We start from the raw sequence: 12,124 nt of genomic DNA on the forward strand, positions 1-12,124 counted from the left end.
CTCCTTTCAAAGCTGTATTTTTTAAATAAAATTCATGGGTTCTGCATCAATGGAAAGCTTTAAACCACGAGCCGTTGCTCGTTGTGTATCGGTTAAAATTTCTTTCAATAATGGTTGAAGCATTGGTTCTTGTTTATACTTGATAATCACTTGATAAAAGTATCGATTATTGACACGCATAATTGCGTTAGGCGTTGGTCCCAACAAAATAGCTTGCGGCGATAAGCCTTGTTTTAATTTCGTCGCAATTTGAAACATTTGTTTCGCTGCTTCATTTTCTTCAGGATGGCTAGCCGTAATTTGGACCGTAAAATAGTACGGCGGATAATCCCCACGATGACGGATATACATTTCTTTTGTATAAAAATCTTCATAATCTTGGGCTTTTGCCAATTGTATCGCATAATGCTCGGGGTTAAAAGATTGAATGATGACTTCCCCCGGTTTTTCAGCGCGACCAGCGCGACCGCTGACCTGTGTCAATAACTGGAAGGTCCGTTCACTGGAACGAAAATCGGGTAAATTCAAGGCGGTATCAGCATTTAAGACACCGACTAACGTCACATTTGGAAAGTCCAGTCCTTTGGCAATCATTTGTGTGCCTAATAAGATATCCGCTTGTCCTTCACCAAATGTTCGCAAAATTTTTTCATGCGCACCTTTGCGACGGGTCGTATCAACATCCATTCGGAGAATACGACTGTCTGGTAACAACGTTTGTAATTCTTCTTCTACTTTTTGTGTGCCTGTTCCGTAGTAGCGAATTTTATCTTGGCCACAGTTAGGACAGCGATAAGGAATCCGTTCTTCATGCCCACAATAATGACATTTCATTGTTTTACTATCCATATGCAAAGTTAAGGAAATATCACAATTCGGACACGGCAACACATAGCCACAATCGCGACACATCACAAATGACGAATAGCCACGGCGATTAAGTAGGAGAACACTTTGTTCGTTTTTCTCTAAGCGTTCTTGGAGTTTTTCTTGCAACGACATGGAAAAAGAAGAGACATTGCCATTTTCTACTTCTTGCCGCATATCCACTACATCAATCGTAGGCAAGGTTGCCGCTTGATTGGCACGCTGTGTTAATCGTAACCGCTGATAAACATTTTTTTGTGCGCGAGCGCGTGATTCCAAGGACGGCGTGGCACTACCTAAAACAACAGGGCAATGATGGTACTCCGAACGCCAAATCGCTAAATCTCTCGCGTGGTAGCGGGGGGTTTCTTCTTGTTTATAACTTGCCTCGTGTTCTTCATCAATAATGATCACACCGATGTTTTCGATTGGCGCAAAAATGGCAGAACGCGCACCAACCACCACTTCCGCTTCTCCTCGTTCAATCTTCCGCCACTCATCGTATTTTTCACCTTGCGATAAGCCACTGTGCATTACAGCAACATGTTCGCCAAAGCGACTTTTAAAGCGTTGTACCATTTGTGGAGTTAAAGAAATTTCAGGGACAAGCATAATGGCTGTTTTGCCTTGGTTAAGAACTTCTGCAATGACCTGTAGATAAACTTCTGTTTTCCCGCTTCCTGTAATACCTTCCAATAAGTAGGTTTGGCTTTGCTGTTCTTGGACCGATTGTAAGATTGTTTCCACAGCCACCTGTTGTTCTGCATTCAAAGATAACGCAGTCGTTTTTTCAAACGTCTGATTAGCAAACGGATCACGATACGCCTCTTTTTCAATGAACGTTAACCAGCCGTTTTTGGCCGCTTCATTTAAAAGCGCGGTACTGAAACCTAATTCTTTCATTTCCTTCACAGCGGTGATTTTTTCAGTGCCCAAGCGTTGTAAATAGTAAAGAAGTTGCTCCTTCTTCTTAGCTCCCTTGCGTAAACCCAAACGAATTTCCTCTAATTGTTCAAATTCCTTAGCGGCTTGAATGAAGCGGACCATTTTTACTTTATTTCTCGTCGTAACTTCGTAGCGAATATCGACTTTTTGCTGTTTGCGTAACGCCATTAGTTGAGGCAAAATCCCACGTTCTTGCGCTTGGTCCCACGAAATTTCCTCTAAACCATAAAATAACTGATCTTGTAATTCTTCAGAAAGCTCATCCGTTAAATAAATATATTTTTGGTAATCGGCACGCATTACGCTAGGCAACATGGTTTGCAAACAAGTGATTTTAAAAGCAAACGTTTTTTCCTTCATATAATCAGCTAAAGCCAACATTTCTGTATTTAAGACAGGTTTTAAATCCAACACCGCCACTAGTTCTTTCAACTGAACATTGGTTTCGTCAAGAACCGTTGCAGCCACTGGTTCAATGGCTAGAACAAACCCTTGAACATGCCGATTACCGTTACCAAAAGGCACTTCTACACGCATGCCGACAGCCAATTGCTCATTTAAATTTTCAGGAACTAAATAAGTGAATGGTTGATCGGTTTGCATCGTTGGTACATCCACAATAACTTTGGCTACTTTTTGCATGGTGCGTCCTCCTTTTTATGTAAATTCTCTTTGCCTATTGTACTAAAGATTGACTGATTTGTCTTGTGTGTCTCGTTGGCACCTTTCAGAATAAACGAAGAGAAAGCCTCTGAAATAGACAGACGGCTTTCTCCATTCGTTGACAATCATTCAATTAATTTTTTTCGTCACGTAAACGGTTTTCTAATTCTTTTTGTTCTTGTTCACGTTGGCGTTTGCGTTCTTCACGTTCAATGCGTAGACGTTCACGTTTTTCTTCAGGATTTGGATCACTGATCACTGTTCCTGCTTCGATTTCTTCTAACGCACGACCCACACTTTTTACAGAATCAAAGGATTCAACGGTTGGTTGAACGCCTTCATCTAATTCATGCGCACGTTTGCTTGCTAAAATAACCAAAGAATATTTTGAAGGGACTTCTTTTAACAATGAGTCAATTGACGGTTTTAACATCATAAGGCTACATCTCCTCTAACATTTTAATATATTTTCCAATTACACGGTCAACACGGAAGTGCTCACTCGCGATAATGTCTTTAATTCGTTGCACGGCTAAAGGAACTTCATCATTCACTACCGCATAATCATACAGCGCCATCATTTCGATTTCTTCTCTGGCCACAGCCATTCGTTCTTCAATCACAGACATTTCGTCTGTTCCGCGGCCAATAATTCTTGATTTTAATTCCGCTAAATCGGGGGGTGTCAAAAAGATAAATACGCCATCAGGCACTTTGTCTTTGACTTGTTTAGCCCCTTGGACTTCGATTTCTAAAAAGACGTCTTTGCCTTCATCTAGCGTCTGGTTAACATACGTTAATGGTGTCCCATAATAGTTACCAACATATTCCGCATATTCCAACATTTCTCCAGCTTCAATCATCGCTTCAAATTCTTCTCTTGAACGGAAATAGTAATCTACTCCATCCACTTCGCCTTCTCGCTGTTTCCGAGTGGTCATTGAGATTGAATATTGAAAATCATTTTCTTCACTGTCGAAAATAGCCTTTCTTACAGTCCCTTTCCCCACTCCTGAAGGACCTGACAATACGATTAATAACCCGCGCTCTGACATAACGACTTCCTTTCAAAACATAATTTCACAGTATTAGTTCTATTTTGCACTTTTTTTCTGCAATTTTCAAGACTTTCTTGGAGATTCACTGAAAAAATAACATTTCTTCTTTAATTTGGCTTTCATAACTTGTTCTTTTTTTAAACAAATTACCTAGAATTCCTATACAGGCAGCCATTTTTTAAGTAAAATGAAGTGATGACTCCTTTAGGATGAAAAAACGTGAATAAGAAAGGACTGAGAAACATCGCACGAATTAAACCATTTACATTGTTTCTGCTAGGCTTAGTTGTCAGTTGTGGGGCCTTTTTTGCCCAACCTACTGTGACTCACGCAGAAGAAGATATTACCGCAATTGCTAAAAAAATGGGGACAACCCTGAAAGCGGATGGCATTCCCAAAGCAGCCATCGTTGTTGATGCTGATTCTGGAGAAATTCTCTGGTCGCAGCAACCAGATTTAGCGTGGAATCCTGCCAGTATTGCCAAAGTGATGACCATGTACTTGGCCTTTGAAGCAATGGAGCAAGGAAAATTTACAATGGATACGACTGTGACTGCTACGCAAAAAGATGTCGATATTTCTAAAATATATGCCATTAGTAATAACAAAATTACGTTAGGTGTTGCTTATCCAGTCCGTGAACTGTTAAAAATGATTGCTGTCCCCTCTTCTAATGTGGCGACTCTCATGTTGGCAAACTTAATTTCAGGGAACCAGCCTACTGACTTTGTTCATTTAATGAATCAAAAAGCGGCTGAATTAGGGATGACAAATACTACCTATTACAACTGCAGTGGAGCGCAAGCAAGTGCCTTTAACGGCCTGTATCAAATGCAAGGAATTGACCCAAATGGCGATAACGTCTCTACAGCTAGAGATTTAGCTTCACTAACCTATCACTTTCTGAAAAATTATCCAGAAATTTTAGAAATCACCAATAAACCAGTGGTGAAAACAATGGTCGGCACGCCTTACGAGGAAACGTTTGAAGCGTACAATTATTCTTTACCAGGCGCTAAGTACGGTTATCAAGGCGTGGATGGTTTAAAAACAGGCTCTAGTCCAACAGGCGGTTTTAACTATATTGCGACTGTCAAACAAGGAGATTTCCGTTTAATTGAAGTCATTTTAGGCGTTGGTAATTGGCAAAACCAAGATGGTGAATACGAACGGCATGTGGCTGGGAATGCTTTGCTGGACTATGCCTATACGACATACGAACGCAAAAAACTTTTAGACAAAGGACCACAAACCATTGATCACAAAAAAGTCACTTTGGCTAACGATTTATACGGTGTCGTTCCCAAAGGCAGTCAGCCTACTTTTAAATTAGTAGCAGGGCAGGTGCAAGTCGACACGCCTTTGACATTGTTAAATAGTACTGTTCAAGCGCCGAAAGTGGCTTACCAAGAAGTTAAGCCAAAACAAACAACAGCTGAAGCTGCGGAAGAATCAAACGAACATTCTGGGGATACCACCGTTGCAGAACCGAATCATTTTATTCCCAAATCGATTGCCACAAGTGTTTTAGTCCTTTTCGGGCTAATCTTCTCAGTAATTACCCGTCAGCTTCAAAAACGTTTAGAACGTCAGAAAAAACACGGCAAAGAAAGCAGTAAAACTGCAGCCATGCGGACAATCTTTTTAAGTGCCGCAGTTCTTTCTTTCCTATGCGCCGTTGGCTTGTTTCTTTTATTCTAATTAAAAAAAATACCACCAAGCGTGAAATGCTTGGTGGTATTTTTTATAAGCCCATATTAGAAAGCGTATTGACCACGTTCATCAATTCATCGCGACGACGAACTTGTTTGTCGACAGGGCCGTCAACTTCTTTCACGTCAATGCGAACAACAAAGTGACGATTCAAAGTAACAAACGTGTCTTCGTTAATTTGGATATTTAATTCTGTTTCAGAATAGCTTGCACAAGCATCTTGCCAGACGTCAAATGGTTCTCTGTCTGAAGCGACTTCTGTTTTTACCACAGAACGACCACTTAATTCTTGAAAGGTTACATCATAAAATTTAGTCATTGCTTTCACCTCTGTCATTTATTCGTTACTTCTATATTATAGCGTTTTCTGGAAAAACACGAAACCATTTTCTCTATTCGACATTTTGAATTTGTTCACGAATCTTTTCTAAGGTTGTTTTCATTTGAACGACACTATTTTTTATTTCAATTGGACTTGATTTCGAACCAATCGTATTGACTTCACGGTTCATTTCTTGAATTAAGAAATCTAGTTCTCGGCCCACTGGTTCTGTTTCGTCAAGCAACTGATGCAACTTATCAATATGGATATCCAAACGATCCAATTCTTCATGAATATCGCCTTTTTCCAATAAAATGGCCATTTCTGTTAATAAGCGTGTTTCATCCACTTGGCTACCTAACCATTCGTTTAATTTCGCTTCAAAACGTTGACGGTATTCTTGTTCAAAAACGCCCACAAACGCTTGCAGCTCTTGAATTGATTGGGTCAACACTGCTACATAGTCAAGCAGGACTTGTTTAATTTGCGTTCCTTCTTGCACACGGCTTTGGTCAAGACTAGCGATGGCTGCTTCAAATGCTTGAACAAGAAATGGTTCAAATGTCTGATCAACGATTTCTGCTTCCACTATTTCGACAAAATCATTTTGCTTTAATAAATGGTTGACCGTGTCCCCTGCATCAAACGTTGCTTCCGGATAGTTTTCCTTTAAATGTTGATCTACCGAAGTTAATAATTGATCAATTAAGTCCCACTGCACGCGCACTTCTTTTTGATTGTTGCCGATTTTTTGGAGATTTACATAGACTTCCACACGCCCACGTTTTAACGTGCGTTTGATTACTTGCCGAATCACCAGTTCATAGGCATTCAGTTCCTTGGGCATACGCAATTGAATATCTAAAAACCGCTGGTTGACACTTTTGACTTCGATATCCAATTGATAATTTTCATTTTGAATGGTCTTTTTTCCAAATCCAGTCATACTTTTCATTGACAGGGTGCTCCTTTTACATGGATTTAATTGTTTTGCTTAATTCAGCAAATTCTTCGTTGGTTAAGGTGATGCCTTTACCCATTTTTTCGTGATCAGGGGCCCACTCACGCAAATCAAATTTTGGTGGACGACCATTCCAACTAATTAAATTCAATTCTTTACGCCAGCCACGAGCATTCTCAGATAACACAGCGACTTCTTCTAAAATTTCATATGAAAATTCTTCTTTCATAACATTCACTCCTTGTTAGTATTCCTTAGGTTATTGTACCATCTTTTCCTCGACACTTAAAATACACATCTCTTTTCTATCACCCTGTCTATATAAACATACGCAACTTTTTCAAAAAATCAGTAAAAAAAGCGGCGACTGCTCGTTTCAATCGTGTCAGTCACCGCTTCTCTGTTTATTCTTTTTCTGTATAAAGATCCACCACTTCAAAACTTTGGCAAACTAACAACATGTCGGGATAAAATTGTAGCTGATAGGGGGCCAGTTCTTCTTTAAAGAACCGCGCATGCTCTTCATACCAATAATCCAACGTCAAATCTCCTTCACCTTCCGCTTGCGCAAAAGATTCTGAGACCTTGTTCATGGGCATAATTTCAACTTTGGTTGTTCGAATAATAGCCAGCGGTTGAGACTGACCATCTAAAATTATGTCGTATTGACCAGCTTTAGGGAGTTGTTCTTCTTCCATCTTATAAATATCTAAAGAAGAACATGTCGCTGTCTTACGACCAGAAACAACCAATTGACCCAAACGATTACCCATCTCAGAAGAGCCATCACCAAACATCCACACATCGGGCATCAACATATCTAATTCATGTTTATCTAAAAAGTTTTGCCAGAACACTTCTACATTTTTTAACATCCTTTGCTCTCCTTTTTATTTTTACTTCACGCAACCTTCTTTCACTAATTATACATAACTGATTGCTTTTCTCCTATACTATTTTTACAAAATGAAAACTAAAATAATGTCAGTAACATTTGGACAGAAAAAAAGAGGACTAAGTAACAAAACTTAGCCCATCTTTTTATTTTGCTTGTCGTTCTTTGATTTTCGTGAGTAAAGATTGAACATGCTGGCGTGCCGAAGCTTCATCTTCTTGAAGCATCTTTTCCGATAAAATAAAGGAGCCGCCCACTGCTAATACTTCTTTTGCTTCCACATACTCTATAAAGTTTGTTTCATCAATCCCACCAGTTGGTAAAAATTGAACATCATAAAACGGGCCACTTAAACTTTTGATGGCTTTTAACCCGCCGTAAATATCGGCTGGGAAAAATTTAACCACTCGTAAGCCATACGCCAGCGCTCGCTGAATCTCCCCAGGCGTAGCTGTTCCTGGAAAAATAGGCACCTCATTTGCCAGACAAAAATCAATGACTTCTGGAACAATCGCTGGGGAAACAATGAACTGTGCACCGTTCGCTACTGCCTCTTGGGCTTCTTTCAAGGTTCTAACAGTTCCTGCGCCTACTATTAAATTCCCTGAAGCAGCAAGTTGTTTGATGGCAGGCAAGGCCAGCTGACTCCGAAAAGTGACTTCAATAAACGGTAATTCGTTTTCTACTAAGACCGATTCTACTTGTGGCAAATAGCGTAAATCTGTTGCAGTGTATAGTGGTAAAAGTTTACATGTCGCTAATTGTTGATACAGTTGATTTTTTTCAACTTTTGTTTCCATTCTGTCACTTCCTATTTTGTTTGGCTTTGGTTGCTTCGTACAGTCCTTGAATATAGGTCAACCCCATTGCTCGATCATATAAACCATAACCAGGCATCGCTTTTTCATCCCAAATTGCCCGCCCATGGTCAGGACGAATAACACCTTCATACCCTACGTCTACCAGTGCTTGCATTAATTCCGCCATATCTAACGAACCAGCGACACTCGGATGCGCCGTTTCTTCAAAACGATGCTCACCTAAATACTTCACATTGCGGAAATGAACAAAATTAATTCTGTGACCTATTTCACGAATCATAGTAGGCAAATCATTCGTCGGGTCCGCACCGAGGGAACCTGTACAAAATGTAATCCCATTTGCTGGTGAGTCCACCAAGGAAAGGATCCGTTTTAAATCCGCTAAATTTTTAGTGATTCTTGGCAAACCAAAAATTTCCCAAGGTGGATCATCAGGGTGAATCCCCATTTTGATATTTTCTTCTTCACAGACAGGAATCACACGTTCTAAAAAGTAGCGCAAATTTTCGACCAAATCTTCTTCCGTTACGCCGGCATACATGGCTTTCAATTCTTGAAATTGTTGCAAACGCTCCTCTTCCCAACCTGGTAACCGGAATCCTTTTGACTGACTGTGAATTAATTGATACATGTCTTCTGGCTGCATGTTCTCTACCACAGCTTGATCAAATAACAACGATAAGCTACCATCTTCATTCTCATACGCCAAGTCCGTTTTAGCCCAACCAAAAATAGGTTTGAAACTGTAGCACACTAAGGAAATTCCGCATTTCCCCAAGTTACGCAACGTCTGGCGATAATTATCAATATAGTGGTCTCGTTGATCCGTCCCCGCTTTAATGGCATCATGAATAGCGACACTTTCAATTCCTAAAAGTGCTAATCCTTCTTGTTCCACCGATTGTTTAAGTGCCTGAATTTCGGCTACTGTCCAAACATCACCTGGTAGTTTATTTAACAAGGTACCGACAACACCAGTAATTCCTGGAATCTGTCGAATATGTTTTAACGGAATGGCATCGCCTGCCGCTCCGTACCATCTAAATCCCCATTTCATTGCTTTCACCCTTTACTACATTCTTAAAAATCATCGTCCTCATCCTCTTCGTCCTCAAAGGAAGTCATAGAAATATCCCATGCTTGCACACTTTCTTTGCCTTGCGCAACAATCGCTTGCGCCGCTTCAGCAATCGGTGTGCCCAATAATTGATGGTTTATCGCTTCTAAGACCATTGGTAGGTTGGTACCACTCACCACAAAGATTTTCTTTTGTAGAGCTGGTTCGAGTTCGTTAATCACCAAAACTGCCTGATTGTAAGGACTCGCACTTAATAAGTCAACCATGACCAACACGCCATCCCCTTGTTGGACGTTCTCAATCGCTGTTTTAATTTGTCCGCCTAGTGCTTGGACATCGTCGCCACTATTTAGATTAACGGTTTCGATATTTTCGGTTGCGCCCATAATCACGGTAGCTGCGTCTTTCGCACCGTCACTTAGTGCACCGTGTGTAGCAATCACAATCCCTAACATAAAAGTTCCTCCTTCAATTCAGTGGCTTGAGTCATTACTTCAAACAGTCATGCAATGACTCAAGCGACTGGCCTTTTTTATAAATTAAATTTGCCTAAAACCTCTTTTAAACTAGTTTTTGGTGCAGAAGGCGTTGCTTGGAAATAAATATCTTCTACGCCATACACCTCATGTAGTTCTTTTAATTTTTCGGCATCTTCTTTGTTTAAATAAACTGATTTGGTTACTAATAAATCTTTTTCTGGATTCTTCTGTGCAATACCGCCGATGTTTAACTCCTTCATAGGGACTCCGTGTTTTACTAAGTCATAAATTACAGAGACGGTTTTAGCGATTAAAATACAGTTGTACTCTTTGAATTGGTATTCATCCCAATAAAATTTAGCTTTTTCCGGCGTAATGACAATGGTTTTTTGTCCTGTCCGACTGCCTGCACTTTTGTATAAATCACGCATAAATTTATCCTTTGCCACCACTTCATCGACAACGAAAATGGAATTAACGCCACTTTTTTGGGACAAGGTCACCATCACTTGTCCATGAATTAATCGTTCATCTACTCTTGCTAAATTTACTACGCCCATCTGATTCACGTCCTTTTCTTTTTATAAAATACCTACCGTTGCTAAGACAATTAAAATACCTGTTAACCACAATAATGCTTGCGTAACTTTCAAGCCTTTTTTCGTATAGAACCAATACACGCCCATTACGACAGCTAGCGGCAAGAGTCCTGGGACAATCTGATCAAGGATATCTTGAACCACAAACTCACGGCCAGAAAGTTTAAATTGAAGAGTTGAAGAAACTTTGACATAATTACCAGCTAAAATCCCCATCATGAACAACCCTAAAACAGATAACATTTCAATGGCTTTTTGAATCCCAGCACTTTGCATTAAGCCTGTAGCATTCCGCCCCATTTTGAAGGATTGTCTCGCAAAGAACACACCTAACAGTACTTGATAAAGGGCAAACGCGACAAAGGGGAAAATCGCACCTAATGCGCTACCTTGTTGCGCCCACGGCACCGCAATCGCAATAAAAATATATTGAACCGTACCTGAGTCAATCGCATCACCAATCCCAGCTAACGCGCCCATCAAGCCAGCTTTGGTGTTATACATTAAATCATCTTGCATCATGATTTCGCGGCCTTCATGTTCTTCTTTGGCCCGCTCTTGTTCCATAGAAGCCATCAACCCAGTAATGACCCCGCCGCCCCAACTTAATTGCGTATTGAAAAACAGCAGTTGACGCATATAAGCGGCTTTTAATTGTTCATCGTCTTTATATAATTTCTTTAAAAGTGGCATCATTGCGTACAATAACGAAGGCGCCAAGTAACGTTCAAAGGAATGGGGAATTTCATTGGCAAAATGCCAACGGAGATAGGCTTTTGTAACATCTTTATTGGTAATTTCTTCTGGTGCTAAATTCGTTGTTTTCGGCACGACTTTTTCTGTTGTTTCCGTCATTTCAGTTCCTCCTTTTTCTTTTAAAACCCGTCATCGTAATCGTCATCATCATCAAAATCAGTGGTGGCACTGGCGGAACCAGCACTTTCTGCTACAGGTTTGCCTTTTTGGACTTGCACAAAAATTAACGCAATAATTACGCCAAAGATGGCATACGTTACCATGGTAATTTCCAATGACTTAAAGACGATACTCATGAAGTATGCAAAGAAAAAGAAAACCAAGAAATCTTTTCGACCAATGACATAGACCGTTGTCGCAATCCCAATTGCGGCTAAACCACCACCGACTACTTCTAACACGTGAATCACAACGGTTCCTTCTAATGCTTTAATAATATCGGCAATGACTGGTGCCCCTAGATAAAGAGCAAAAAAGACTAATGGAACGAATAAAATAAATGAGGCAATCGTTGGATACCAGATAATTGAGCGGGCAATTTTTTTAGAATTTAATTCAGCCACCGCACGATCGGTATACTTCCCTAAAAACGTGTTAATAAAGAAACGGAATTGATATAAATAACTCCCTAAAAGACCGACAGGAACCGCTACGGCGATAGCCGCTTCCGGCTTCAAATTCCCTAGCAACGCAACTGGCACAGCAATCGCTGCCGCAATTGATGGTTCTGCTGGCATAGAGCCACCTGGTGAAAAAACACCCATGTAAATCATTTGTAATGCTGCGGTGACAATCATCGCTTTCGGGACATCGCCCATCACTAAACCTGCTACTAACCCTGTCATTAAGGGCGAGAAACGCAACGTTAACGTTGCTCCTCCTCCAAGCCATCTGGACATAATTGCTGCCACCCAAAGCGCCATTATCAAACTTTGTAAAACACTTAACGTTTCCATAGTTCCTCCTT

14 protein-coding genes are annotated in these 12,124 nt (G+C 40.4%); 1 reads left to right on the forward strand and 13 read right to left on the reverse strand.

Going from position 1 to position 12,124, the window contains the following annotated elements:
* Positions 1 to 21: 21 nt before the first annotated feature.
* The 3 genes from priA to gmk form a co-directional block, all read right to left on the reverse strand.
* Positions 22 to 2,454, reverse strand: coding sequence for a primosomal protein N' (priA, locus tag IGK82_RS12305; protein WP_016622586.1), 2,433 nt, complete (start codon positions 2,452 to 2,454; stop codon positions 22 to 24).
* A 154-nt stretch (positions 2,455 to 2,608) separates the two neighbouring features.
* Positions 2,609 to 2,911 carry a DNA-directed RNA polymerase subunit omega gene (rpoZ, locus tag IGK82_RS12310; protein ID WP_002354916.1) on the reverse strand — a complete coding sequence of 101 codons (303 nt, stop codon included), beginning with the start codon at positions 2,909 to 2,911 and terminating at the stop codon, positions 2,609 to 2,611.
* Positions 2,912 to 2,915: 4 nt separating this feature from the next.
* Positions 2,916 to 3,530 (reverse strand): guanylate kinase, encoded by a 615-nt coding sequence (gene gmk / locus IGK82_RS12315; protein ID WP_002354915.1) that lies wholly within the window; start codon positions 3,528 to 3,530, stop codon positions 2,916 to 2,918.
* Positions 3,531 to 3,752: 222 nt separating this feature from the next.
* Between gmk and IGK82_RS12320 the strand changes: the two genes are divergently transcribed.
* Complete coding sequence (locus IGK82_RS12320) at positions 3,753 to 5,234, forward strand: DUF1958 domain-containing protein (protein ID WP_002389422.1); 1,482 nt, start codon at positions 3,753 to 3,755, stop codon at positions 5,232 to 5,234.
* A 43-nt stretch (positions 5,235 to 5,277) separates the two neighbouring features.
* On the opposite strand, the gene IGK82_RS12325 is transcribed toward IGK82_RS12320, so the two are convergent.
* From IGK82_RS12325 to IGK82_RS12370, 10 genes are all read right to left on the reverse strand, one after another.
* Positions 5,278 to 5,583, reverse strand: a complete 306-nt coding sequence (locus tag IGK82_RS12325) for a hypothetical protein (protein ID WP_002383233.1) — start codon at positions 5,581 to 5,583, stop codon at positions 5,278 to 5,280.
* A gap of 55 nt (positions 5,584 to 5,638) precedes the next feature.
* A complete protein-coding gene (locus IGK82_RS12330) occupies positions 5,639 to 6,523 on the reverse strand; it encodes a YicC/YloC family endoribonuclease (RefSeq protein ID WP_002365374.1) in 885 nt (294 codons plus the stop codon).
* A 16-nt stretch (positions 6,524 to 6,539) separates the two neighbouring features.
* The gene (locus IGK82_RS12335; protein ID WP_002381076.1) at positions 6,540 to 6,758 is read right to left on the reverse strand and encodes a YdbC family protein; all 219 of its coding nucleotides are present in this window, start codon (positions 6,756 to 6,758) and stop codon (positions 6,540 to 6,542) included.
* A gap of 175 nt (positions 6,759 to 6,933) precedes the next feature.
* Positions 6,934 to 7,404, reverse strand: a complete 471-nt coding sequence (locus IGK82_RS12340) for an ASCH domain-containing protein (protein WP_002354908.1) — start codon at positions 7,402 to 7,404, stop codon at positions 6,934 to 6,936.
* A gap of 166 nt (positions 7,405 to 7,570) precedes the next feature.
* Positions 7,571 to 8,224, reverse strand: coding sequence for a bifunctional 4-hydroxy-2-oxoglutarate aldolase/2-dehydro-3-deoxy-phosphogluconate aldolase (locus IGK82_RS12345; protein WP_002354907.1), 654 nt, complete (start codon positions 8,222 to 8,224; stop codon positions 7,571 to 7,573).
* 4 nt (positions 8,225 to 8,228) lie between these two features.
* Positions 8,229 to 9,302 (reverse strand): mannonate dehydratase, encoded by a 1,074-nt coding sequence (gene uxuA, locus IGK82_RS12350; RefSeq protein ID WP_002388613.1) that lies wholly within the window; start codon positions 9,300 to 9,302, stop codon positions 8,229 to 8,231.
* Positions 9,303 to 9,325: 23 nt separating this feature from the next.
* Positions 9,326 to 9,778, reverse strand: a complete 453-nt coding sequence (locus IGK82_RS12355; protein WP_002354905.1) for a PTS sugar transporter subunit IIA — start codon at positions 9,776 to 9,778, stop codon at positions 9,326 to 9,328.
* 77 nt (positions 9,779 to 9,855) lie between these two features.
* A complete protein-coding gene (locus IGK82_RS12360; protein WP_002354904.1) occupies positions 9,856 to 10,362 on the reverse strand; it encodes a PTS system mannose/fructose/N-acetylgalactosamine-transporter subunit IIB in 507 nt (168 codons plus the stop codon).
* Positions 10,363 to 10,383: 21 nt separating this feature from the next.
* The gene (locus tag IGK82_RS12365) at positions 10,384 to 11,256 is read right to left on the reverse strand and encodes a PTS system mannose/fructose/sorbose family transporter subunit IID (protein ID WP_002354903.1); all 873 of its coding nucleotides are present in this window, start codon (positions 11,254 to 11,256) and stop codon (positions 10,384 to 10,386) included.
* Between the two features lie 20 nt (positions 11,257 to 11,276).
* The gene (locus IGK82_RS12370) at positions 11,277 to 12,113 is read right to left on the reverse strand and encodes a PTS mannose/fructose/sorbose/N-acetylgalactosamine transporter subunit IIC (protein ID WP_338361663.1); all 837 of its coding nucleotides are present in this window, start codon (positions 12,111 to 12,113) and stop codon (positions 11,277 to 11,279) included.
* Between the last annotated feature and the right edge of the window lie 11 nt (positions 12,114 to 12,124).

It is taken from the genome of Enterococcus sp. AZ197 (assembly GCF_050556405.1).
In the GTDB taxonomy this organism is placed as follows: Bacteria; Bacillota; Bacilli; order Lactobacillales; family Enterococcaceae; genus Enterococcus; species Enterococcus faecalis.

Excerpts from the sequence above, each read along its gene's own strand:
- IGK82_RS12340 (WP_002354908.1), bottom strand. The coding sequence starts at position 7,404 with ATGTTAAAAAATGTAGAAGTGTTCTGGCAAAACTTTTTAGATAAACAT.
- IGK82_RS12360 (WP_002354904.1), bottom strand. The coding sequence starts at position 10,362 with ATGGGCGTAGTAAATTTAGCAAGAGTAGATGAACGATTAATTCATGGA.
- IGK82_RS12330 (WP_002365374.1), bottom strand. The coding sequence starts at position 6,523 with ATGAAAAGTATGACTGGATTTGGAAAAAAGACCATTCAAAATGAAAAT.
- IGK82_RS12345 (WP_002354907.1), bottom strand. The coding sequence starts at position 8,224 with ATGGAAACAAAAGTTGAAAAAAATCAACTGTATCAACAATTAGCGACA.
- IGK82_RS12325 (WP_002383233.1), bottom strand. The coding sequence starts at position 5,583 with ATGACAGAGGTGAAAGCAATGACTAAATTTTATGATGTAACCTTTCAA.
- priA (WP_016622586.1), bottom strand. The coding sequence starts at position 2,454 with ATGCAAAAAGTAGCCAAAGTTATTGTGGATGTACCAACGATGCAAACC.
- rpoZ (WP_002354916.1), bottom strand. The coding sequence starts at position 2,911 with ATGATGTTAAAACCGTCAATTGACTCATTGTTAAAAGAAGTCCCTTCA.
- IGK82_RS12355 (WP_002354905.1), bottom strand. The coding sequence starts at position 9,778 with ATGTTAGGGATTGTGATTGCTACACACGGTGCACTAAGTGACGGTGCG.
- IGK82_RS12370 (WP_338361663.1), bottom strand. The coding sequence starts at position 12,113 with ATGGAAACGTTAAGTGTTTTACAAAGTTTGATAATGGCGCTTTGGGTG.
- IGK82_RS12335 (WP_002381076.1), bottom strand. The coding sequence starts at position 6,758 with ATGAAAGAAGAATTTTCATATGAAATTTTAGAAGAAGTCGCTGTGTTA.
- uxuA (WP_002388613.1), bottom strand. The coding sequence starts at position 9,302 with ATGAAATGGGGATTTAGATGGTACGGAGCGGCAGGCGATGCCATTCCG.
- IGK82_RS12365 (WP_002354903.1), bottom strand. The coding sequence starts at position 11,256 with ATGACGGAAACAACAGAAAAAGTCGTGCCGAAAACAACGAATTTAGCA.
- gmk (WP_002354915.1), bottom strand. The coding sequence starts at position 3,530 with ATGTCAGAGCGCGGGTTATTAATCGTATTGTCAGGTCCTTCAGGAGTG.